This is a genomic window from Salibacter halophilus (genome assembly GCF_008806325.1).
Lineage (GTDB): Bacteria > Bacteroidota > Bacteroidia > Flavobacteriales_G > Salibacteraceae > Salibacter > Salibacter halophilus.
The window spans coordinates 115,719-139,793 of sequence record NZ_WACR01000005.1; the positions used below are offsets into that span (position 1 = coordinate 115,719).

The 24,075-nt window shown below is 40.9% G+C and carries 23 protein-coding genes and 1 tRNA gene; 14 read left to right on the forward strand and 10 right to left on the reverse strand.

Translation table 11 applies throughout. From position 1 onward, the window contains the following. Window positions 1-7: 7 nt before the first annotated feature. Window positions 8-1,210: a C1 family peptidase gene (locus F3059_RS06735; protein ID WP_151167518.1), complete on the forward strand. Its 1,203-nt coding sequence runs from the start codon at window positions 8-10 to the stop codon at window positions 1,208-1,210. An 80-nt stretch (window positions 1,211-1,290) separates the two neighbouring features. On the opposite strand, the gene F3059_RS06740 is transcribed toward F3059_RS06735, so the two are convergent. Beyond that, complete coding sequence (locus F3059_RS06740) at window positions 1,291-3,342, reverse strand: response regulator (RefSeq protein WP_151167520.1); 2,052 nt, start codon at window positions 3,340-3,342, stop codon at window positions 1,291-1,293. 185 nt (window positions 3,343-3,527) lie between these two features. On the opposite strand from F3059_RS06740, the gene F3059_RS13670 reads away from it, so the two are divergent. Beyond that, on the forward strand, window positions 3,528-3,698 hold the full coding sequence (locus F3059_RS13670; protein WP_170265098.1) for a hypothetical protein: 171 nt from the start codon (window positions 3,528-3,530) through the stop codon (window positions 3,696-3,698). A 5-nt stretch (window positions 3,699-3,703) separates the two neighbouring features. Continuing rightward, window positions 3,704-4,129, forward strand: a complete 426-nt coding sequence (locus tag F3059_RS06745) for a DUF1801 domain-containing protein (RefSeq protein ID WP_151167522.1) — start codon at window positions 3,704-3,706, stop codon at window positions 4,127-4,129. Here the strand turns inward: F3059_RS06745 and ychF are convergent. Beyond that, on the reverse strand, window positions 4,126-5,226 hold the full coding sequence (gene ychF, locus F3059_RS06750) for a redox-regulated ATPase YchF (protein WP_151167524.1): 1,101 nt from the start codon (window positions 5,224-5,226) through the stop codon (window positions 4,126-4,128). The two genes, F3059_RS06745 and ychF, sit on opposite strands and share 4 nt — an antisense overlap. 219 nt (window positions 5,227-5,445) lie before the next feature. Here ychF and F3059_RS06755 point away from each other — a divergent pair, with 219 nt between their 5' ends. Continuing rightward, window positions 5,446-6,270, forward strand: coding sequence for a hypothetical protein (locus F3059_RS06755; protein WP_151167526.1), 825 nt, complete (start codon window positions 5,446-5,448; stop codon window positions 6,268-6,270). Here F3059_RS06755 and F3059_RS06760 read toward each other — a convergent pair. Beyond that, entirely contained in the window at window positions 6,203-7,537 is a 1,335-nt protein-coding gene (locus F3059_RS06760) for an exonuclease domain-containing protein (protein WP_151167528.1), read from the reverse strand. The genes F3059_RS06755 and F3059_RS06760 overlap by 68 nt on opposite strands. A 233-nt stretch (window positions 7,538-7,770) precedes the next feature. On the opposite strand from F3059_RS06760, the gene F3059_RS06765 reads away from it, so the two are divergent. After that, a complete protein-coding gene (locus F3059_RS06765) occupies window positions 7,771-8,676 on the forward strand; it encodes a DUF6089 family protein (protein WP_151167530.1) in 906 nt (301 codons plus the stop codon). Here F3059_RS06765 and F3059_RS06770 read toward each other — a convergent pair whose 3' ends face one another. From F3059_RS06770 to F3059_RS06780, 3 genes are all read right to left on the reverse strand, one after another. Further along, window positions 8,677-9,453, reverse strand: a complete 777-nt coding sequence (locus F3059_RS06770; RefSeq protein WP_151167532.1) for a hypothetical protein — start codon at window positions 9,451-9,453, stop codon at window positions 8,677-8,679. Between the two features lie 115 nt (window positions 9,454-9,568). Continuing rightward, window positions 9,569-10,522, reverse strand: a complete 954-nt coding sequence (trxB, locus tag F3059_RS06775) for a thioredoxin-disulfide reductase (protein ID WP_151167534.1) — start codon at window positions 10,520-10,522, stop codon at window positions 9,569-9,571. A gap of 182 nt (window positions 10,523-10,704) precedes the next feature. Further along, a complete protein-coding gene (locus tag F3059_RS06780) occupies window positions 10,705-12,063 on the reverse strand; it encodes an NAD-dependent succinate-semialdehyde dehydrogenase (protein ID WP_151167536.1) in 1,359 nt (452 codons plus the stop codon). 139 nt (window positions 12,064-12,202) lie between these two features. Here F3059_RS06780 and F3059_RS06785 point away from each other — a divergent pair. Further along, window positions 12,203-12,275: transfer RNA gene (locus F3059_RS06785), tRNA-Pro, on the forward strand. Window positions 12,276-12,344: 69 nt separating this feature from the next. Here the strand turns inward: F3059_RS06785 and F3059_RS06790 are convergent. Genes F3059_RS06790 through F3059_RS06800 form a run of 3 tightly spaced genes read right to left on the reverse strand, consistent with a single transcriptional unit; the run spans window position 12,345 to window position 14,920 of the window. Then, complete coding sequence (locus F3059_RS06790; protein ID WP_151167538.1) at window positions 12,345-12,854, reverse strand: DUF6653 family protein; 510 nt, start codon at window positions 12,852-12,854, stop codon at window positions 12,345-12,347. A gap of 31 nt (window positions 12,855-12,885) precedes the next feature. Next, a complete protein-coding gene (locus tag F3059_RS06795) occupies window positions 12,886-13,488 on the reverse strand; it encodes a hypothetical protein (protein WP_151167540.1) in 603 nt (200 codons plus the stop codon). Window positions 13,489-13,528: 40 nt separating this feature from the next. After that, window positions 13,529-14,920, reverse strand: coding sequence for a DUF819 family protein (locus F3059_RS06800; protein ID WP_151167542.1), 1,392 nt, complete (start codon window positions 14,918-14,920; stop codon window positions 13,529-13,531). A 181-nt stretch (window positions 14,921-15,101) separates the two neighbouring features. Here F3059_RS06800 and F3059_RS06805 point away from each other — a divergent pair, with 181 nt between their 5' ends. Genes F3059_RS06805 through F3059_RS06835 form a run of 7 tightly spaced genes read left to right on the forward strand, consistent with a single transcriptional unit; the run spans window position 15,102 to window position 22,245 of the window. Next, entirely contained in the window at window positions 15,102-16,169 is a 1,068-nt protein-coding gene (locus tag F3059_RS06805; RefSeq protein WP_170265101.1) for an isochorismate synthase, read from the forward strand. Between the two features lie 31 nt (window positions 16,170-16,200). Further along, on the forward strand, window positions 16,201-17,880 hold the full coding sequence (gene menD / locus F3059_RS06810; RefSeq protein WP_151167547.1) for a 2-succinyl-5-enolpyruvyl-6-hydroxy-3-cyclohexene-1-carboxylic-acid synthase: 1,680 nt from the start codon (window positions 16,201-16,203) through the stop codon (window positions 17,878-17,880). Window positions 17,881-17,882: 2 nt separating this feature from the next. After that, on the forward strand, window positions 17,883-18,707 hold the full coding sequence (menB, locus tag F3059_RS06815; protein WP_189683212.1) for a 1,4-dihydroxy-2-naphthoyl-CoA synthase: 825 nt from the start codon (window positions 17,883-17,885) through the stop codon (window positions 18,705-18,707). Then, window positions 18,707-19,210, forward strand: coding sequence for a PH domain-containing protein (locus F3059_RS06820; protein ID WP_151167551.1), 504 nt, complete (start codon window positions 18,707-18,709; stop codon window positions 19,208-19,210). Before menB ends, F3059_RS06820 begins: the two co-directional genes overlap by 1 nt. Continuing rightward, window positions 19,203-20,714, forward strand: coding sequence for a PH domain-containing protein (locus F3059_RS06825; protein ID WP_151167553.1), 1,512 nt, complete (start codon window positions 19,203-19,205; stop codon window positions 20,712-20,714). Before F3059_RS06820 ends, F3059_RS06825 begins: the two co-directional genes overlap by 8 nt. 11 nt (window positions 20,715-20,725) lie before the next feature. Further along, window positions 20,726-21,631 carry a 1,4-dihydroxy-2-naphthoate polyprenyltransferase gene (locus F3059_RS06830; RefSeq protein ID WP_151167555.1) on the forward strand — a complete coding sequence of 302 codons (906 nt, stop codon included), beginning with the start codon at window positions 20,726-20,728 and terminating at the stop codon, window positions 21,629-21,631. Continuing rightward, entirely contained in the window at window positions 21,628-22,245 is a 618-nt protein-coding gene (locus F3059_RS06835; RefSeq protein ID WP_151167557.1) for a LysE family translocator, read from the forward strand. Before F3059_RS06830 ends, F3059_RS06835 begins: the two co-directional genes overlap by 4 nt. A gap of 1 nt (window position 22,246) precedes the next feature. Here the strand turns inward: F3059_RS06835 and F3059_RS06840 are convergent, their stop codons facing one another. Further along, a complete protein-coding gene (locus F3059_RS06840; RefSeq protein WP_151167559.1) occupies window positions 22,247-23,422 on the reverse strand; it encodes a DegT/DnrJ/EryC1/StrS family aminotransferase in 1,176 nt (391 codons plus the stop codon). Window positions 23,423-23,553: 131 nt separating this feature from the next. Here F3059_RS06840 and tpx point away from each other — a divergent pair, with 131 nt between their 5' ends. After that, window positions 23,554-24,069, forward strand: a complete 516-nt coding sequence (gene tpx, locus F3059_RS06845; RefSeq protein ID WP_151167561.1) for a thiol peroxidase — start codon at window positions 23,554-23,556, stop codon at window positions 24,067-24,069. Window positions 24,070-24,075: the final 6 nt, after the last annotated feature.

The following is a 24,075-nucleotide window of genomic DNA, read 5'->3' on the forward strand; positions in this document are numbered from 1 at the left end:
TTTATTTATGAAATTGAAGAGTTTTTTGGTGGGGGCATTGCTCCTGGCAACCGGAACTACGTTTGCGCAGGATACTGTGCGCAACAAAGAAGGTGGTAATTATTTATTCACTATTGAACACGACATTGAGGCCACAGATATCAAAAATCAGTATCGCTCAGGTACTTGCTGGTCGTTTTCTACACTCTCATTTTTTGAGTCAGAACTCGACAGAATGGGAAAAGGGGATTACGATTTATCTGAAATGTTTGTTGTTCGCAACGTTTACAGTGATAAAGCCGAAAAGTATGTGAGAATGCACGGCAACCTAAATTTTGGTCCAGGCGGAGCTTTCCACGATGTAACATATGTGATGAAGCATTACGGAATGGTTCCTGAAAGTGTTTACAGCGGCCTCAACTACGGTACTGAAAAACATATTCACGGAGAACTCGATAAGGTGATGAAAAGCATGGTTGATGCTGTTATCAAAAATCCCAATGGTGAACTCTCAACTGCATGGCACAATGCTTTTAACAATGCACTGGATAGTTATCTCGGTCAGATCCCTGAGGAATTTGAGTACAATGGCGAAACGTATACGCCACAATCGTACATGGATGAATTAGGGCTCAACCCAGATGATTATGTAGAGCTCTCGAGCTATACGCATCATCCGTTTTACGAAAAGTTTGTGCTCGAAGTACCTGATAACTGGCTTGGCGGAGAAGTATACAACGTCCCGATGGAAGACCTCATCAACGTGATGGACAACTCACTCGAAAACGGGTACGGTGTTGCATGGGCTGCTGATGTGAGCGAAAAAGGGTTCTCATTCCGTGATGGGCTGGCAATTGTTCCTGAAAATGAGGATGCGATTCAGAAAAAAGGATCTGACAATGAAAACTTCAGTGATGCCGGAGCAGAGAAAATCGGGAATCAGTTTATGAGTCCGGGTGACGAAAAAGAAATTACTCAGGAAATGCGTCAAAAGGCATTTGATAATTACGAAACAACTGATGATCACGGTATGCACATCACGGGTGTTGCAAATGACCAAAACGGAACTAAATACTACCTCATAAAGAACTCATGGGGAACCGGATTCACTGAAATGCATGACGGTTATTTTTTCGCATCTGAAGCTTATGTGAAGTACAAAACGATGGACATTATGGTCCACAAAGATGCTATTCCAAAGAAGCTAAGAAAGAAATTGGGAATTAAGTAAACACTTATTCCTACAGACATTACAAGCGACATTTCTCTCCAGGAATGTCGCTTTTTTTGTGACCTATCAATAACTCAAATTCAATTGAGTGCTGATGTTTGTGAAGAAGCGTAAGTCGAGAGAATTTCGTGGAGTTGTTCGTAAGAAATTGGTTTCACGATGTATGAGTCAACTCCGGCTTCATAAGCTTGTTCAATAGTCTCTTTTTTAGCATCGGCTGATAGACCGATAATTGTTCCTTTATAGCCGCCTTTTCGTAATTTTCTAACTGCATCAATTCCATCGAGCTCAGGCATAAAGAGATCCATAAAAACCACATCAAAATACTCGTCCTCAATCATTTCCATAGCATCTTTACCATTGCTAACCACTTTTGGTGTTACATTGAAATGCTTGAGTAAGTTTTTGATTACCGCCACATTAATGGGGTTATCTTCTGCTACAAGAATGCTGGAATTATCAAACGTATGTATTGTTTCTGTATCAGCTTTTGATTTTTGTTTTACTATTTCAAACTTGACATCAACAATGAAACTGCTTCCATTTCCCTCTTTACTTTTGGCTTTAATCTGCCCTCCCATAAGGTTGACAATTTCTCTTGTGATATAGAGCCCGAGACCGCTTCCTTTATGTCTTTTGGTGTTCTCGTTTTCAACCTGTATGAATCTGCCAAATATATCTTCGAGTTTATCTTCAGGGATTCCCACTCCCGTGTCATTCACTTCAGCATGAATCTTCAATTCATCTTCATTAATTTCAGTTCTGGCTTTGATCACTACTCCGCCTTCATCAGTAAATTTGAGAGCATTTCCAATGAGATTCGTGAAAATTTGATTGAACTTTCCTCTATCTCCTTTTACGGTAATATTTTCATGACAATCGTTGTCGAGCTTTATGTAAAGACCTTTTTCAGAAAACCCGTGCTCAAATAAAGTCGTGAGATCATTCAGTTCTTTACAAGGTTCAAATATATCTTCCCGCAGAGAAGCTTTTCCAGACTCTATCTTATCGATATCGAGAATATCGTTGACCAGCGACATCAAATTCCGGGCAGATAAATCCATCAGCGATAGATATTTCTTTTCCTCACTTCCCAGGTTTAGTTTTTTGAGAATTTCAGTAAATCCTACAATCGCATTGAGCGGTGTGCGAATTTCATGACTCATATTCGATAAAAAGACCGTTTTAAACTCTGAAGCCTGTTCAACTTCTTTCTTGGTCTTCTTAAGATAATCGTTGAGTCGTTCTAATTCTTCATTCGTTTTAGCTCTTTTTTTCTCAGCTTCTCTAACTGACAAAAACAGCCAAACAAGTAGTGCTAACAATATCGACAAAAGAAAACCGGCTACTAATCCATAATAACCGTCACGCTGTTCTGATTCGTAATAACTTGCTGATGAAGGTGAGTAATTGAGTTTCCAGGTGATGTCTCTCTTTATTGGTAGTTTAATTTTATAAGTCTGTATGTAATCGTTATCGATCTCTCCTATTTCACTGTCGTGAATAGCATAAAAAGTACTGTCCCTGTTATCATTAACACGAATAGCAAATTCAGGATAAGCACTAAAAACCTCATCAAACAACGTATCAAAATCAAAACCACCTGTAATTGTCCCGTAAAAACGATCATCAATAAAAATTGGAACATCGATTAAAAAAGCTCTACCTCCCTGAATTAACTCTGTCCAGTGTGTGATATTTATAGATGAGTCTTTTTTGATTTGTTGCCAGGAAGCAACACGATATTTCACTTTAGACACATCTAAACCTATGACTTCAGCATTACTGTCAACAGGATATGCTCCCTTGATAATCATATTGGAGTCTATCCACTCTACAAATTTTATAGATCTGTGTTTTTCAATGATATCATTGGCATCTTTAGGCCAATATTCAAAATATTCACCATTCGTAAATTCCAATCGATGCTTCAGACTATTTAAAGCATCAATGTTGTTTTTTACGACATTTTCAATTTCACTTTTAGCGTAAAGAGATTGGGCTTTGAGTTCGTTTTTTAAGTGCTTTTCTGTGGTAGAACGGTACATCCAAAACAGGCTCAATACAGCTAACATCGCTGCAAAAAAGACAATAATAGATATTGTTATTTTTGGACTTCCCCTTTTAGCCATAAGTTCAGGAATTATAAAGGCAAATATAACTGAAAAATAATCTTTTGAATTCCACTAATTTACGAATCTACGGTTTTGCTTTAGTCAATGCCAGTGTTGTCGCTCTTTCCAATTAGTATTAAATCTTTTTAAACTTGAAGATCAGTCTCAAATTATTACCTTTAAACCAAAATTAAAGAGAAAGAATGATTCAATCTATACTAGGATTTATACTGGCACAAATACCAACTGACGTAGATGTAGATACCGGAAATAATGAGGTAGAAATTTGGTCAGATCCGTTGTACGTCACCCTGGCTGTGGCTCTGATCGTGATATTAATTGGTTTTATCATTTTTAAAAACCGCAAAAAATAGCGCACATGGCTGGCATGAAAACCAAACCTGATAAATCTAAAAATGTATCAGATTTTATCGAGCAGGTTGAAAAAGAACAAAAGCGTAAAGATGCTTTTGAGGTTTTAGAAATGATGAAGGATGTGACAAAGGACGAACCTGTTATGTGGGGTGACAGTATTATTGGTTTTGGCGATTATCACTATAAATATGCCAGCGGCCGAGAAGGTGACTGGTTTCAAATTGGCTTTTCTCCTCGCAAACAAAACATTGCGCTCTACATAATGTCTGGATTTAAACAGTATTCAGAGTTACTCAAGCATTTGGGTAAACACAAAAAAGGTGTTTCCTGCTTATACATCAACAAACTCGATGATATCGATCGTGATGTTTTGAAAAAGCTGATGAAGCAAAGCGTAGATTACATCCGCAAAGCTTACAAAGCAGATTAAACGTTGAATCGGAAGTTCATAATATCACCATCCTGTACAACGTATTCTTTTCCTTCAATTGATAGTTTCCCTTTATCACGACATGCCGCTTCAGAACCGAGCTCCACAAAATCATCGTATTTGATTACTTCAGCTCTAATGAATCCTTTTTCAAAGTCTGTGTGAATAACACCAGCAGCTTCAGGAGCTTTGGCACCAATTCTTACCGTCCATGCTCTCACCTCTTTTTCACCTGCTGTGAAATAGGTTTGAAGTTTCAGTAACTTGTAAGCTGTTTTGATGAGCTTATTCACTCCGGGCTGAGTGAGTCCCATTTCTTCGAGAAACATTTGGCGCTCTTCGTATGTCTCCAGTTCATTGATATCTGCTTCAATAGCCGCACCCAAAACCATAATTTCAGCACCTTCATCTTTAACTGCTTCGCGAACAGCCTCAACATGATGATTACCATCTTTTACAGATGCTTCATCTACATTGCACACATAAAGAATTGGTTTGGAAGTGAGAAGCTGGAGTTCTTTGAGCATCTTTTCTTCGTCATCATTAGCCGGCTCGTAAACGCGAACACTTTTCCCTTCTTCGAGCAGATTGATCAATTTCTCGAAAAGATCAGCTTGTTTGACAGATTCTTTATCTCCAGATTTTGCTTTTTTCTTCACTTTATCCAATCTCGTTTCAACTGTTTCGAGATCCTTGAGTTGAAGCTCAGCATCGATGACTTCTTTATCGCGAACAGGATCTACTGATCCATCAACGTGTGTGATATTGTCATCCTCAAAACAACGCAAAACGTGAAGCACAGCATCTGTTTCTCGAATGTTACCCAAAAACTGGTTTCCCAAACCTTCACCTTTCGATGCACCTTTTACCAATCCAGCAATGTCCACAATCTCAACTGTTGTAGGCACAACACGCTCAGGGTTCACCAAACTCTCGAGCTTTTCCAGGCGCTCATCGGGAACATTGATTGTTCCAACGTTAGGTTCAATCGTACAAAACGGAAAGTTTGCCGACTGTGCTTTCGCATTTGACAAACAATTAAAAAGTGTTGATTTACCAACATTTGGTAACCCTACAATACCGCACTTTAATGCCATAGATCTTTGTTTTGAGGCCGCAAAAATAGGTAATATTCACAGAGTAAGTCTGCCTGAAGAAAAGTGATCATCTAAATCCTAAAACTCGGTCAATAAATTCACAAATAAACATCTTTGATTCTCTGGCTTGTTTTACTGACTTACCTGTTAATAAGTATTGAAATCAATTTTAGATCTTTGTAGCTGTACACCTATTTTTGATTCAAAATCAACAGAGTCTTGGGAACGCTATTCAGAATAAAAACCCTTCAAAGCTTTTTTGCTTTATTTCTTGTTTCCTACTATGGACAGGCTTTACTGCAACTCACACAGCTCGGTTCTGAATATGTTTTCACTTCTTTTAGCGGCTGGCTCATTCTTTTGGGAACGCTTGCAAGTATTCTCTATTTGTTCATCAAAAACACGCTTACACTACCCATTTCAATTTTACTCATCCATATCACTTTATGGTATTTAACCGGACATAATATTTATGGTATTTTAGCCATTCCGGTTCTTGCACTTCTAGCACCATATGCCTGGTATTTTTATCGTTACCTCGATTTTTACAGGATGCTGAGTGCCTTTAAAATAGGATTGCCACTTTTTGGAATTGTCTTTTTCACAAGTTCATTCGTTAAGCTTTTTCATGATCCATTTCAGCTCTACGGTGCAACAGTTTTATCGGGAGTTTTCATCACAGCACTGGGATGGCGCAAAACAAGAACATTAAGCATAATACTAAACACAATTCTCAGCTTGTCAATAACAGCGTTCTTGTTTACGATGGGTAATATTCCGGGAGGAACTTTTGGACTATTCTGCACAGCAGGCTTTTCGTTTCTCTACCAACAACCCGACAGAATCACGCAATCAAAAGAATCATTTTTGCGCTGCGGCAAGATGAAGTTTGCGTTATTAACAACTTTCATCATCTTCTCACTCTCACTTTTCAATTTGTTAACTTCACGGTCAGAGCCGGAACAATCCCCCGATTCTACGACAGTTCAATCAGTTGATGAGCGGGGATCTGACCGAGGACTTTTTCGATTATTTGCTCGGTAATAACACTCGATTTTCTTTTTTGAAGATGCGGCTCAACTTCTTCAATACTGGAGATGGAAACATCTGAATCGATAAAACCAATCCCCCTGTACTCCCCTTTTTCAACAAATATGAATCCCTTTTCGCTTTTGCTCCTGCCCTTTTGTGGGATGATAAGAGTGTGACCATCACTTTCCACTTCACGTTGCATCTTTTCAAAATGCTCATTGTGTAGATAAATATCATCAGTTCCATAAACGGCAAACTCCAAATCGCAGAACTCAGCCTTTAACTCGTACTTTTCAACAGTTTTCAGGAGCCATGAACGAGCAGCGTGTAAAGTGTGGAAACGCTTTAGTGGCGGATAGTGATTTTTCACTTTATTGATCCCAATACGCCAAAAATCAGATCTATCTCGATAAGCGTAAACTCCGTAATACACAGGGTTGCGCTTTTGAGCCCTGTTGAAACGCGGCCAAAGATGCCTTATTTCGTGATCCTCCATGAGTGCGGCAATCACATCAGATCCTGATTCGCGATGTGAAATATCGCGTACTTCACGTTTTAAATCCTGGTAAAACTTTGATGTAGATGTTGATGTAAAATGGCTTTTTACTCTTTTTTGAATATCAGCTGCTTTGCCAACATAAATGACTTTTCCTTTTTTATCGTGGAAATAATAAATACCCGGTGTGTTTGGTAATGCATCAACAATCTCACGATCGATGTAATTTGGAAAACTCGCAACTGAAGAGCGTCTTTTCAATCTGTGAGACAATAAATCTTTTCTATCCAGGTTTTTGACAAAAAGCAATATTTGGGCGGCAGCCTCAGCATCGCTCAAAGCCCTGTGTGGATTTTCATTTTGAATATTCATCTTCTTGCAAAGCTTTGACAAACTGTAGCCGGGCAAACCGGGTAATACAGCTCGTGTGTACTGAACAGTGCACAATCGCTTAGTCGCTTCAAACTTAATCCCAACACCTTTAAATGCTTCCTTGATAAAAGCGTAATCGAAATTGACGTTATGAGCTACAAAAATGCTATCTTCCAAATAGCTGAGTACATCATTTGAAATTTCATCAAAAACAGGAGCATCAGCCACCATCTCAGGTGTGATTCCGGTCAAAGCCTGAATATTCAATGGGATAGGCTGATTGGGATTTACCAGTGAATGAAATCGATCTATCACCTTATCATCTTCTACAACTGCAATACCAACTTCAGTAATTGAATTCGCAGCCGGATGGCCTCCTGTTGTTTCTACATCTACTACAGCAAATCGCATTTCACAAATGAAATCTAATACTCCGTAATGTATATACGGTATATAAATTTTAGTGAACAAAGGTAAAATCACTATTGTAACCAAAAGCTGTTTCCATTCCTTAAACACACTTCAATAACAGGGATTTTACAATTACCTAAAGCAAGCAAATAGATTGCTTAATACAGGTTTACAAAGAATTAACGGCAATTGCAGCAAACATTATTATATTTGCCTTACCTTTTATTCCCTCTATGAGACATGTCATACCGATAATTCTGTTTTTTATACCGTTTTTAGGTTTTAGCCAAAAATTCGTTTGGGATGTTGGTGGTCAAGCCGGAATAGCAAACTATTTTGGTGATTTGGCCTCTCAAACCGGTACGAATAGCTTCAATGTCATTAGGCCTAACACTCGTTACAACATAGGTGGTTTTGTGCGTAAAAGATTGAACTACCGATTCGGGATGCGGTTTGAGGCAAACTACCTCATGGTAACAGGTGCTGATAGTTTGAACAGTGAATCTCCAAGAGCGAGCAGAAACCTTCATTTTCGGAATAATATTATTGAAGCATCAGGTAGATTGGAATATTACCCGTTAATCATCAATGATGTTGGCGGTAAAATGCGTTACAAAGTAGATTTTCACTTGATGGGATTCGTGGGAATTGGAGTGGCTTATCACAATCCACAAGCCCAGCACAATGGAAGTTGGGTTGATCTGCGTCCGCTCAAAACTGAAAACGTTTCTTATTCACCTGTAGAGCCGGTAATTCCTATTGGTTTGGGGGGCTTTTTCACTTTTAAAACAAAGTATCAAAGATTCCGCAGGCACAGAATTGGAATTGAAATCAACTACCGCAAGATGTTCACTGATTATTTAGATGACGTTAGCACGGTTTACCCCGATCCTGCAAATCTATCTTCTGATCAGGCGAGAGAACTTTCATTTAGAGGCGATGAGGCGCCCGGAGTAAATGAAGCTGCTTATCCTTCTCAGGGTCGAACTAGAGGTAATCCAGACAGAATGGATGCTTATGGCACAATCATGATTTCTTATTCGTTTGTATTGAGATCCAACACGAACGGCCGTTTCAGACCAAAGTACAATTACCAGTACGGCAAGAGTCCTGCATCTATCAGGAAAATGAGGTTTTAATCAGTTATCGAATTGATTCAATTCTCCCTGCTGAATTTCTTCTTCGTGAGAGTTGAGTTTGTACATCCTGTATCGCTTCATATCAACCTGTTCATGTCCTGCTTTGATTGCTACTCCTATCAATATAGCTACAAGGACATTGGATAGAATGATGATCAGGTTCTGACTGATTTGAAAAAACAGCATTAAAAAACTGATAATGAAAACACCAGTTAGAGCGAAGAAAACCCTTCTTATAAGTTGCTCATTTCTTTTTTCATAAGAGCCATAGAATTTACCGTATTTCTTCTTTTGCCTGTGAACCAACTTATTGATGAACGCAAAATACAGTATCCATTGAATAATGAGCAAAGGGTATCCAATGATATAAATGAATATTAGAGCCGTAATCCCATAAAAATCCCGACCCTCATCAAACCGATTGTTGAGTACATGAAGAAGCTCTGCTTTACTCACAGTCAAGGCCAGTATCAAGGTTAATACCAGCAAAACTAAAGGCACAATAAAGTGCTTCATATCTTTCAATGTGAATACATAATTCTCTTGCAAAAGGCTCTGAAAGTATTTGTATAGAAGTGGTGCCACACTAAAAAGCGCAATGATGCTAAAAAAGTAAGAGACAATTTGCAAGTTGTTGAGTCCGAGGTAACCTATTAAGTCGTCAAGTCCTTTGTAAGAAGTAGCTAGAATAACAAAGCTCATGGCATTACGCGAGAATCCACGGTGTCTGTTACTGAGGAGAGAAACAGCACCTAATAGCCCAATTGTGAGAGGCATTAAGTACGATATAATACTTAAAATATTTAGATTCACTTAACAAGTATAGCGTATTAAAAGAAAAGCCCCAATATTTAAATTGAGGCTTTTTTAACATACAATTACCAGTAACTTTCTAAGCCAGGCCTTTAGCTGCCAGGTAACGCTCGGCATCAAGAGCTGCCATACAACCTGTACCTGCTGCTGTAACAGCCTGGCGATAAACTTTATCAGCCGCATCACCTCCAACAAAAACACCATCTACATTTGTTTTTGCTGTTCCCGGCTTTACTTTGATATAGCCTACTTCATCCATATCAATCCAGTCTTTGAATACATCTGTATTGGGTTTGTGACCAATTGCTACGAAGAAACCGGTAACCGGAATTTCAAATTCTTCATTCGTTTGGTTATTCACAAACTTTGCTCCTTCAACCTGCTCTTCACCTAATACTTCAACAGTTTCAGTGTTCCAGTGAATTTCGATATTCTCAGCCTTTTCAACACGTTCCTGCATGATTTTAGAAGCTCTCATTTCATCGCGTCTCACAATCATGTGGACTTTTTTACAGAGCTTAGCGAGGTAAGATGCTTCTTCACAAGCTGTATCTCCACCTCCAACTATTGCTACTTCCTGGCCTTTGTAGAAGAACCCGTCACAAACGGCACAGGCCGATACTCCGCCACCGCTGTTTCTCAATCGTTGTTCAGATTCTAATCCCAGCCATTTTGCTGACGCTCCGGTAGAAATGATTACCGTGTGCGCCTCAATCGTCTTTTTCCCATTATCCACTTCAACTTTGTGAACCGGTCCTGAGAAGTCAACCTTTGAAACCCATCCATTGCGGACATCAGTATCAAAGCGCTCGGCCTGTTTCTTGAATTGCTCCATCATTTCAGGACCCTGAACGCCATCGGGATAACCGGGGTAGTTTTCAACTTCAGTTGTTGTTGTCAACTGTCCGCCAGGTTCCATCCCTGTGTACATAACCGGATCTAAATCAGCACGAGCGGCATAAATAGCTGCTGTATAACCTGCTGGACCAGAACCTATAATCAGCGTTTTCACGCGTTCAATTTCTTCACTCATTTTCTATCTTGTTTAAATTGTATCGTTTTAATTGCCTGCAAAAATAAAAGCTTGCAAATTATGTAATTGTAATGCGAGTTACAAAAGTCTAATTTGTTGATAACCGTTTTTTATGATTTCAGTTTTTTGGTCAGATCCACAACCAATAGCCGGCTCGGTATGCGGTTCTGACTGTTGATAAATCAAGCGAAATAAATCACCTTTTGATTGGTAAACTCCAGGATTCCCTCTTTAGCCAACTCTCTCCCGTAGCCACTTTTGTGAGTCCCGCCAAAAGGCAATCGCGGATCAGACTTCACTATTTCATTGAAGAAAACAGCACCACCCTGAATTTCGCGGAGTAAGCTCACGTGGCGCTCAGGATTTTTTGAAATTACTGATGCTCCCAGGCCATAATCTGTACGATTAGCCAGCTCAAGCGCTTCCTGCTCCGTCTTGAAAGTCGTGACTGAAGCGAGCGGACCAAATGTTTCTTCGTCAAAAACCGGCATTCCGGGTTTAACGTTTGCTAGCAAAGCCGGCTGGAAATGAGCATCGGTTCTGTTTCCACCGTGAATGAGTTGTGCGCCCATTTCTACAGATTTCTTCATTTGATTTTCGAGCTCTTCGGCCAAGTCAATTCGGGCCATTGGGCCAATAAAGCTTTCATTATCCTCTGGATTTTCAACCTGTGTTCCCATCAGTTTTGAGAGAAATCCATCGATGAAATCATCTACGTGTTTTTCGTGAACAATGAATCTTTTAGCTGCTATGCAACTTTGACCAGTATTCTGCATTCTACCTATCCAGGCCTTTTCCAGAGCGACATCTAGATCGGCATCTTCCATTACGATGAACGGATTACTGCCTCCTAACTCGAGAACTGTTTTCTTGATATTTTTCCCGGCAATTGAAGCCACAGCACTTCCCGCTCCGGTGCTTCCTGTAAGCGTTACACCCTGCACTGCTTTGTGCTCTATGATTGACTCGACATCACTGACATCAACCGGTAGGTTCTGACAGTAATCAGGATCAAAACCTGCTGCTTTAAACAGCTCGATGATATGCTCAGCACAGCCCTGAATATTGGGAGCGTGCTTGAGAAGCAGTCCGTTACCGGCCATCACGTTTGGAGCCGCAAACCTGAAAAACTGCCAGTACGGAAAATTCCAGGGCATAATTGCCAAAATGCTCCCGAGAGGTTCGTGCTTTACAAAACTGTTCGATGCATCTGTTTTTATCGTGTCATCAGATAAAAAGTCGTCACCATTTTGGGCATAGTAATCGCAAACCCATGCACACTTTTCAACTTCAGCAATAGCTTGAGAAATCGGTTTTCCCATTTCTTGTGTCATGGTCAGAGCCAGTTCCTCTTTGTTGTTTTTCAGCAGCTCACTCAGCTTTTCCAGTCTGTGAGATCGTTCGTTGTAAGAAACCTTTTGAAAATCGGTGAAAGCTCTATGATTTGACTCCACTCGCTTAATAGCTTCATCTCCAGATATCACTGAATATTGATTGAGGATTTCACCATCGAACGGATTGATACTTTTAAATTGTTTCATGCGGTGCTTTTTACAATGTTAACGAGTTTACCCCAATTGCTGTTTAAGATTAAATTATAAATTTGCCGACCGGAAAATTCCCACAAACCCTACTTCCACAGCTATCTTACAGTTTGATTAGGAATTAGGGTTTAATAAACGGGATGTAGCTCAGTTGGTAGAGTACACGTCTGGGGGACGTGTGGTCGCTGGTTCAAGTCCAGTCATCCCGACTCCCTAAAGCATTTTGCTACGAAACAGCCTCAAGGTTTTTAAAGCTTTGGGGCTGTTTTGTTTTTGTATTAATACTCCCAGGCCTTGTATTCAGGAGAGATATCCTTCATGTCTTCAAACAGCCAAACCATACGATCTAAATACCATGTTTTACCCAGGTAAGACAATGTTACTCCAAGAACAACACCCCAAACTGAATAGACGACAATTGCCCAAACTGAAAGCACTACTCCTATAAAAGAAATCGTGTTCAGTATTTTAAAAATTGGGGATTGATGAACAGTTGGTATTTCAACATTATCTCTGTTAAGGTAAACCCTCTCTCCCATAACTGCTTTAGATGCCCAGTTTTTAGTTGATTTAGGTTTTGAAAAAAGAACAGGATTTAAAATCATCCACAGTATTGCAACCACAGCAGGTAAAATACACCACCAGCCAATCCATAACCTGCTCCAAAACGCAAAAGCAATAACTGGAAGCACTGAATATCTGGTCCAAACACTCCATGGATTCGCATGCCGCATCCAGTTTTCATCATTGAGATTAAAAAGTCTTGCGATTTTCCTTTCAGCAGTCATTTAAATGATAATGAGAGTTAAACATTTCAAATTAATAAAAATTTGAAATTTCAACACCTTCAAACTCAATCTCTGCTGAAGCTGTGCAATCACCAATACTGGCAGATTGTAAATTTATATGAACCCGATTCTCAATAGAGTTTGTATTAAAAGTGTATTCAATTGGACCATTTCCACCTGTCAATGAATTACTATCCGTATTGTAATAAAAAACGAAATTCTTATCTGAGAAATTATCGATTGGCTTAATAGATAAATTAAATCCACTAAAGGCAATGTTTATCATGTTCTGTTCTGAGATAACAGGCGATGCGTTAAACTCATTAACCTTAACTACAATCCTGAGGTTACCATAGCTTCCATTCTGTAATATAGAACTTGTAAGTGGAGTGCTTGCATCAATATTTGCACAACCATTAGCTAGCAGTTTTAGGACACTACCCGTAACGTTACTATCAGTATTAGAAGAACCGGGTCCTGAAGTATCTGCCTGAGAGTTGAAATTCCAACTACTTTGACCATCCACACTTTCAATTTCAGAAAACTCATACTCCGGTTGATCGTCATCTTTACTACAGGACGATAAAGAAACATAGATAAAGCAACACAATAAAAATCTCAAAAAAAACTTCATTACCAGCTTTTTACACAAAGCACAATTTAAGCAAAAAACGTCACCCAGCAGCAACCTGCATGAGAATTCCGCACATCCATGCAGCGTAAGTTCCCAAAGCATAACCGAGAACAGCCAGTAAAACACCAACCGGAGCTAATGCCGGATGAAATGCAGCAGCTACAACAGGAGCAGATGCGGCACCGCCAATATTGGCTTTACTTCCCACTGCGAGGAAGAAATACGGAGCTTTAATCAGTTTAGCTACAATGAAAAGTAAGAGTACATGAATAGCCATCCAGGTGAGCCCAACGAGGAAAAGTGAAGGATTGCTGAATATCTCCAAAATATTCATCTTCATCCCGATTGTCGCAACCAAAATATAAATGAAAACACTCCCAACTTTTGAAGCTCCAGCTCCCTCATAATTTCTCATTTTAGTGAAAGAAGCAATCAAACCAAATGTAGTCGCTGCCACGATCAACCAAAAGAATTTACTCGTCAGGCTAAAGCGAGCTAATCCCGGGAAATTCTCTGCGATGAATGGCGACATAAAATCACCTATGATATGGGCCAATCCGGTAAACCCAAATCCTATTCCCAGAATAATTATCATATCAGTAAATGAAGGAATACGCGCAATTTTATCACTGAATTCCTGCATCTTGTTTTTCAAATTCGTCACAGCCGATGCATCAGCCTTGAAAAACCGATCAATACTATCAGCTTTCCCTACTCCCAGTAATAAAAAAGCCATCCAAATCTCAGCCACAATAACATCTACCGTAATCATAATCGAGTAGAGTTTGCTACTCGGCTCAAAGATTTCGAACATTGCGGCCTGGTTAGCTCCTCCTCCAATCCAACTACCGGCAATAGTTGTGAGTCCGCGCCAAACAGCATCCGGACCAGCACCACCAACAACTTCAGGTGATACCATAGAAAAAATCCAAACTGCGATCGGACCACCAATTAAAACACCAATTGTTGCTGTAAAAAACATGATTAGCGCCTTTGGTCCCAACTTGAAAACCTCTTTGAGATTAATGCTCAACGTAAGTAAAATCAAACTGGCAGGAAGTAGGTAGCGAGAAGCGACAAAATACAGATTTGACTTATGCATGAATGGACGTAGCATCTCAACATTCACCTCATTATTGGAGACAAATTCTTTTAATCCGTGCAAAGTCGTAATGCCGGCAACATCGTATCCATTTTCGGTCAGAACCGAAAGAGCCTTCTCAAACTCAATCCATGCAGGAGATATAATCCCGAGTGTGTTGAACACAGATGGCAAAAAATAACAAAGTAACAGTGATGGAATAATCGAATAAAAGCGTCTAAACTTTGGATGCCTGGCCGTGTAAAAGATAAGCAATAACAATCCCATCAGCAGTCCAAAAACGATAGCATCATTCGTTATTAAAGGCGTTTTCGATACAATTGACTCCATACACTTGTTTTTATGAGTGGGCCAAAATACGAAATGTGCGTAAAGTAGAAAGTGTGTTTTACTGTTGATAGATTTTAATAGTTTACCGTTAAATACTACTAATAACCATCTATTTCAATGAAGCCTAATCGATCCATTAACTCCCCCATTCCAAAGAATGACTTATGTTTGGGCAGAATTTATGAAAGCAAAATCGGTTCATTTAGCGCTCGAAAAAAACATCCCTTTTGTCCTTTACAGGCTTCCGGGATCAAACGATATTCAGTATATCGTGGACAGTGAATTAAAGCGGGATTTCAACTGGAATGAGATCAAAGGAAAGAATGGTTTTATCTTTTATCCGTTCGACTCGCAACACCACGACCCTGTTTGGCTGGAAGCGAGCAAAGCCGGCACTTTCCCTGATAATTTTGAGGATGCTGTCTCCGGATCTGACCAATACGAGAGAAATAGTGTTGAAGCTCCTCACTCAATATCTGAGGATGAGTACATCGCCACGCTGCACGAGGCTATTTTAAATCTGCGCGAGAACGGACTTCAAAAATTCATTTTTTCCCGCGTCCAAATTGAAGAGTACGGGGGCTTTGAACATTTGTGGTCGCTCTACAAGGCTCTGACCGATAAATACAAAAACGCATTTGTGTACCTCTTCAATCACCCTACAACTGGCACGTGGATGGGCGCAACTCCCGAGACGCTTCTCACTCAAAATGAAAATTCCCTGGAAACAGTTTCGCTTGCCGGTACTCAACCCAAAAGCGAACGCGGAAAATACACGTGGGAAGAAAAAGAAGCTGAAGAACAGCAATACGTATCTGATTATATCGAAGAATTATTACAGGATTTGAACTTTCAGTACGCTATTGAAGGTCCGGCAACTATTGAGGCTGGTCCGGTTGCTCACTTGATGTCAAAATTCAGAATTAAATCAAACAACGAGTGGGACAAAACGCTGGATCTGCTGAATGAATTACACCCAACTCCGGCCGTTTGCGGATTGCCTAAAGATCGAGCCGAAGAGTACATTCAAAAAATAGAAAAGCACGACCGAAAATTCTACACCGGTTACCTCGGCCCCATCAACGAAGATGGCACATTTAGGATGTTTGTCAATTTGCGTTGCATGGAGATCTTTGAAAACTCCTTAGCTTTGTACGTTGGAGGCGGTATAACAAGCGATTCATCGCCTGAGAGCGAGTGGAAAGAAACGCAGTTAAAAGCCGAAACATTAAAAGCAGTTCTGTTGTGAACTGCAAAGCAATAATGTTGTTACGTACAAAATGACTTCGAATAAACGCACAGTTCAACAACTCATTACTATTTGCAAGGAAAAAGGAATCCGCGATGTTGTGATATCGCCCGGTTCTCGCAATGCTCCACTTATCATCGGTTTTACCAAAGATCCGTACTTCAACTGTATCAACATTCCCGATGAACGAGTGGCTGCTTTCATTGCCCTGGGAATGACGCAGGAAAGCGGAGTGCCCACGATCATTACCTGCACATCAGGATCGGCTGTGCTCAACTACCACCCTGCAATCAGTGAAGCTTTCTATCAGAACCTGCCCGTTATTGTGGTTTCGGCAGATAGACCACAGGAATGGATCGATCAGGCTGATGGGCAAACCATCAGGCAACCCAATGCGCTTCAAAACCACACCGTTTACAACACAACTCTCTTTGAACGAGACGATCACGAAGATACACAGTGGAAAAACAGCTACGAGATCAACAAGGCGCTGGAAACAGCTATTTTTCCAAATCAGGGTCCGGTTCATATCAATATTCCATTTTCAGAGCCACTCTACGACACCGATGAAGAATCACTGGAATCAAAAACTTTTTCTACTGTTATTCCCGGTCAGAGCCTGAATCCGCAGCATATCGACCAACTCCAAACCGAGTGGGATCAGCTACCAAACCGACTCATCGTTGTAGGGATGCAAAAACCCAATCCGGAATTAGAAGACGTTCTGTTCGAACTCACTGATACAGATCAGGCGGTGGTAATGACGGAGACTACCTCTAACCTATCGGGCGAAAACATTTTGACATGCATCGATCGCGTGATCAATACCATTGATGAAGAAACACTACACAAACTAAAACCCGATTTACTTATCACCATTGGCGGACCAATCGTCTCGAAGAAAATCAAGAAACTGCTCCGCTCCTTTCACATTCAGAACCACTGGCACATCGCCAATCAGGGGCTCGTTTTGGATACCTACAAAGCACTTACCCGCCACATCCCGATGAAAGCTGAAAACGTACTCAGCGAGCTAGATTTTGGATCTGACCGAAAAGAATATGCTCAACTATGGAAAAAGTTAAATGCTGAAAAGCGCGCTGCTCACGAAAACGTAACAAATGAAGTTGAATGGAGTGATATGACCGTTTTCAGGGAATTGAATTCGTTCATTCCAAATGACAGCGTCATTCACACCGCTAATAGCTCACCTATCCGCTACATGCAGCTTTTCAACTGGAACAACTCGATCGTGCAATTTGCCAATCGCGGCACGAGCGGAATTGACGGCTGTACGTCAACAGCTCTTGGCTACGCACTCAAAACGAACAAACTGGTGACTCTCATTACCGGAGATATTTCATTCTTTTACGATAGCAATGCGTTTTTCCACAACCACGTTCCTGATAACTTGCGCATTATTTTAATAAACAATGGCGGAGGCAATATTTTCAGGATTATCCCCGGCCCCAAAACATCAGGAGCGCTGGAACAACATTTTGAGAGTCATCACAATTTCCACGCTCGCGAGATCGCCAAAGCATTTTGGATGGATTACGAATTTGCCGATGACGAAAAGTCGCTAAACACGGCTCTGACCAAAGCCTACCATGAAGATACTGAAAACGCGATGATTGTTGAAATTTCAACTCCGCGTGAACAAAATGACCTTATTTTAGCTGAATATTTCAAAGCATTAAAACAATCATAAATATGGCTACGAATAGAAACTGGGAAACGATTAAAGAATTTGAGGATATCAAATTTGAATTGTTTGAGGGAATCGCAAAAATTACGATTAACCGACCAGAGGTTTACAACGCTTTCAGACCCGAGACGAATATGGAAATTCTGAAAGCACTTGAAATGACTCGTGAAAGACAGGATGTGGGCGTTGTGGTTATCACAGGTGCCGGTGACAAAGCATTTTGCTCTGGCGGAGATCAAAATGTAAAAGGTAAAGGTGGTTATGTTGGTGATGATGGCGTACCCCGCCTCAATGTGCTCGATATTCACAAAGTTATTCGCAGTTTGCCAAAGCCTGTAATCGCAATGGTAAACGGCTATGCAATTGGTGGTGGTCACGTGCTTCACGTGGTTTGTGATTTGACAATCGCCTCAGAGAATGCGCGTTTTGGTCAAACAGGGCCTAAAGTTGGGAGCTTTGATGCCGGTTTTGGTTCGTCTTACCTGGCTCGTCACGTTGGACAAAAGAAAGCACGCGAAATATGGTTCTTGTGTGAGCAATACACGGCTAAAGAAGCTGAGCAAATGGGAATGGTCAATACAGTTGTTCCGCTGGAAGATTTGGAAGACACAACTGTAAAATGGTGCAAAACCATTATGAAACGTTCTCCGCTCGCTATTCGCATGATCAAGCGCGGACTCAATGCTGAGCTTGACGGTCAGCGCGGACTCATGGAGTTTGCCGGTGACGCAACACTCATGTATTACCTGATGGACGAAGCACAGGAAGGAAAGAACGCCTTTTTGGAAAAACGCGATCCAGACTTCCAACAATTTCCTAAATTTCCATAATGGAATTTACGAATCAAAATATAGAACTGTCCACCTTGCCCGAGGTTGAGGACAGTGATTTTCACGGATTAGAAAAAGACTATCTCTACATGCGGCTAACCGCGTGGGGGATTTTCTTTTTCATCACCGGATTGGTATTCAGCATTTGGTCGCTGCTTGGTTCTTTCACGTGGTGGCACTGGTTAGCTCCGTGGGCAGCTCTTTTAACTTTCATTCTGTTTGTTGAAATCAAGGGCTTCAGAATAAAAGGCTACTCGATCAGGGAAAAAGATATTTCCTACAAGAGCGGACTCATTTTTTTCAGCATGACCTCTATTCCATTTAACCGGATTCAGCACTGTGAGGTAGGTCAAGGTCCGCTCGGGAGAGCATTCGATTTAGCTGCAGTAAAAGTGTACACGGCAGGTGGGAGTTCTAGCGATATTATCATCCGTGGACTGCAGGAAGAACGCGCACAAAAGTTGAGAGACTACATCACAAAGCTCAGTGCCGATTATGAGTGAAATCGACCTTTCCACAAAGAAAAGACAGGCGCCAATTGGCGTTGCAATTCTCTTTCTGCTCAACTTGCGAAAGGCCGTAAACCTGTTCATTCCCTTTCTCTTTTTGAAATACGGTGCCGGCTCTTCTTTACTTGGAATCAGCCTGTACGCAATCGGGATTATTCTATTTCTCGGATTCATAGCGTTCTCGTATTTCGAGTACAAAAATTTCTTCTTTTACGCTGTAGAAGACAAGTTTATCATTGAACGCGGAGTTTTTAGAAAAGACAAAACCACGATTCCCTTCGAGCGTATTCAAACCGTGCACACGGCTCAAAACCTGGCACAGCAATTATTCAAAGTAGTAGGATTAAAAATCGATACAGCCGGTAGTGCCGATAACGAAATCGAAATTCCGGCTCTTGATAGATCATACGCTCGCAGCTTGCAAGAATACTTACTCAAGAAAAAAGAGAAAGATCAAAAACAACAGTCAGAACCGGGCGAAGAGGAAACAACAGCACAACCTGAAGTTGAAAGCTGGGAAAAGCCCATTTTAAAATTGTCCATCAAAGACTTGCTGAAAGTGGGTCTTACCGAAAACCATTTGCGCTCAGGATTGATTCTCTTTGCTGTTGTAAACGGATATATTTGGCAGTTTGAAGAATTTCTTTTAGAACCTTTTGAGCCTTATCTAGAAGAAGCTGAAGGCTGGCTAACGCAATGGGTGCTTCTCCTGCCCTTTACCATTATTGTATTCATTGTTGTTTCGGTCGCTTTTTCACTGATCAGGATTGTACTCCGCTACTTCAACCTACAGTTTTTCCTCAACGAGCGCGGACTGGTTCTGAAAAGCGGATTGCTAAAACGCAATGAATTTCACGTTCCCAGGAATAAAATTCAGTACTTCAAATGGTCGAGTAATCCGTTGAGAAAACTACTCGGCTTTAAAACCTTTGTCGTCAAACAGGCCGGTGTTAACGAAAACCGTGAAGATAAAAGAACAGTGAGCGTACCCGGTTGTAAAAACAAGCAACTCATCGATGTGCTGCAGGAATTTTATCCCGAGCGTTATACGGGGAAGTTTCATCGTTTAGGCTCTCATAAATTACTTTTCTTCCAGCGATTTATTTGGTTAGTCATGATGCCGTCAATAATTGTTACCGCTTCTTTTTATGCGAGCGAACTCACATGGCATTATTTCGCTCCCATTCCACTTTTTGTTTTACTGGGAGGTTTTTGGGCGCATAAATTTCAGCGATCAGTTCAGTTTAGAACGAACGGTGAAGTCATCGAAATCAAAAAAGGCTGGATCTTTCCTTCACATCTTTCAATCACGATGTACAAACTCCAAAATGTGAGTTTGAAGAGAAGTATTTTCCAAAGAAGGCGCGGTCTTTCCACATTGGTCTTCTTTACAGCGGCCGGAGATGAAAGCATGCCACACCTCAGCCACAACGATGCCATCGACATTTATAATTTTGTCCTCTATAAAATTGAAAGTTCACAAAAGAGCTGGATGTAACCAGTAACCTCATGGCGACAATTCAAAACTGGATTTCAACTTTTCGTTTACGCACTTTGCCCCTGGCATTATCGGTCATTATTTTGGGATCGCTACTCGCCTATGCCAACGGTTTCAAGAATTATGTGGTGACGCTTTTAGCGGTTCTCACCACGTTGTTTTTACAAATCCTGAGCAACGTTGCCAACGATTACGGAGATGGTGTGAAAGGAACTGACAACGAAGAGCGAATTGGCCCGCAACGCGCTGTCCAAAGTGGAGCTATTGGTCAGAGCGCAATGAAGATGGCCGTTGTCATCCTCAGCCTTTTAGCTTTCCTAAGCGGAATCTCGCTCATCCTCTATGCAATTCCATCGAGTGAATTGCTGAAAGCCGCTGTTTTTCTGGTTTTGGGACTATTGTCGATTTGGGCCGCTATCAAATACACAGTAGGGAAAAGTGCTTACGGATACCGTGGAATGGGCGATTTATTCGTCTTTCTATTTTTTGGTTTAGTTGGCGTTTGCGGAACTTTTTACCTGCATGCTAACGAACTACCACTCGATGTCTTTTTACCGGCATCAGCAATTGGTTTTTTGAGTACAGGCGTGCTCAACCTCAACAACATGCGCGACTTCAACAGCGATAAAAATGCAGGAAAAAATACGCTTGTAGTCAATATCGGGCTCAGGAATGCAAAGAAATACCACACTTTTCTATTGACAGGAGCTTTGATCCTGAGCATCGTTTACGTCTTCCTCAATGGCGGAATTGAATGGACAAACTACCTCTTTTTATTAGTGAGTCCGCTCGTGATATTCAACCTCAAAAAGGTATTCCAAATTAAAGATCCCAAACAACTCGATCCACTTCTCAAGCAACTCGCTATCACAACACTTCTTTACAGCATACTATTTGGAATTGGACAATTATTATGAGTTACTGGGGAGAATTATTGACCATAGCCGGAATTCATTTATTGGCCGTTGCCAGTCCCGGTCCTGATTTCGCCATTGTGTTGAGGCAGAGTTTGCGGTTCGGATCAAAAACGGGACGTGAAACAGCTATTGGCGTGGGAACAGGCATTCTCATTCACGCAACGTATTCGGTACTCGGGTTCGGATTATTGATTTCAAAATACGAATGGCTTTACAACGGAATGCGATTTTTAGCTGCAGGATACTTGTTGTTCTTAGCTTACCAGGGTTTTAGAGCAAAACGCGTAGAATACGAAGCTGTGCAGAGTGAAAAGCGTGAAATTTCGTTCAAAAAGGCATTTTCAAAAGGATTTTTGGTCAACGCTTTCAATCCTAAAGTTACGCTCTTCTTTTTGAGTATTTATACGGCTGTTGTAAGTGAATCTACCCCATTTTCATGGCAGGTTGTTTATGGGATCTACATGGCTGTAGCCACTATGATTTGGTTTTCGTTAGTCGCCACTCTTTTCGGTCAGAGCCGGATAAGAAACTGGTACAACCGCTACAATAATGTCATTGAAAAAATCATTGCAATAGCGCTAACGCTACTGGCAGTAAAACTGATTTGGGGATAACTTACTTGACTTTGTGAACGAGCTCGCCTGCTCCATTATTGAGGACTTTCCGAATAATCGATACTATTTTACCGAGTTGCTCATCTGTCATGGCACTACCCGATGGTAAACACAACCCATTTTCAAAAAGGCTCTGACTAACGTTAGATCCGTAGAACAAATGGTTTTCAAATACCGGCTGGAGATGCAATGGCTTCCACAACGGTCTGGATTCAATATTCCTTGACTCAAGCGCTAATCTCAAATGCTCGCGAGTAATACCATCTGTTTTTTCAGGATCAACCAGAATAGCTGTCAGCCACCTGTTGCTGTAATGCCCGTAAGGTTCAACTAAAAGCGAAATTCCGTCAGTATCTTTAAATGTATCAAAGTAGAAATCAAAGATCTCTCTTCTACGCCTAACTCTATTATCGAGCACTTCCATTTGGCCACAACCAATTCCCGCACAAATGTTACTCATGCGGTAGTTGTACCCGATATGAGAATGCTGATAATGAGCAGCATTATCCTTTGCCTGAGTACTCAAAAAACGAGCGTGCTCAATGATATGCCAGTCGTTAGAAAGCAACGCTCCACCACCACTGGTCGTGATAATTTTATTTCCGTTGAAAGAGAGAACAGCCATTCTGCCAAAAGTCCCGCAATACTTTCCCATGTAAGTTGAGCCGGCAGCTTCAGCGCTATCTTCAATCAGAGGAATGTCATATTTCATGGCGATGTTTTGTATCTCTACCCATTTAGCGGGCATACCGTACAAATCAACACCGATAATTGCTTTTGGCTTAATTCCTTTTTCTTTCAGATCCAAAATAGCTTCTTCTAAAACATCGGGATCTAAATTCCATGTGTCGTACTCGCTATCGATGAAGACCGGCTCGGCTCCCAGGTAGCGAATTGGGTTGGCACTGGCAGAAAATGTAAGAGATTGAGTGAGGACGTAGTCTCCCTGACTAACACCTAAATTGATAAGAGCCAAATGAAGAGCAGCCGTTCCACTTGAAAGTGCCGCTACTGCCCCAACATTGAAGTACTGTTTAATCGATGATTCGAAGCGCTTCAGATGGGGCCCGGCAGGAGCAACCCAGTTCTGATCAAAGGCTTCCTCGACATAAGCTCTTTCCTTCTCACCAATGTGAGGAGGCGAAAGCCATATTTTTTCATCGTTTAGTGACTTCATATTCAATTGTTAGGTTGAGGTCAAAAATAATATTTTGTAATCGTTATTCGATTATTTTTCAAACTAATTGAGCTCTTAGCGCATTAAACGCACATTTTTTTCACCTTTGTTCAAAATTCAAAGATATAAACATGGAAACTGTAAACTTGAAAGGATTCCCTGTACCGCTCAATGGTGAATTGCCAAACGAAGGCGTAAAAGCACAGGATTTTTACTACGTGAAAGGAAACCTCAACGAGGAAAGTTTGTACGATGTAGATGCAAAAGTGAAAGTGCTAATTTCGGTTCCCAGTCTCGATACAAACGTTTGCCAGGTTGAAACATCTAAATTCAACGAAAAGCTGGCCAAAATGAAAGATGTGAAAGCACTCATCATCTCAAAAGATCTCCCTTTTGCGCAAAAACGTTTTTGTGACTCGGCTAAAATCAATAACGTTGAAGCTGTCAGCGATTTCCGCTATGGAGATTTTGGTGATGACTACGGAGTATTAATGACTGATGGCGCATTAAAAGGACTATTGGCAAGAGCCGTTCTAGTTCTCGATAAAGATAACAACATTCACTATTCAGAGCTCGTTTCTGATATTTTACAGGAACCCGATTATGATAGTGTAATTGAGGAAGTTGAAGAGCTTCTCAATAAATAATAACAA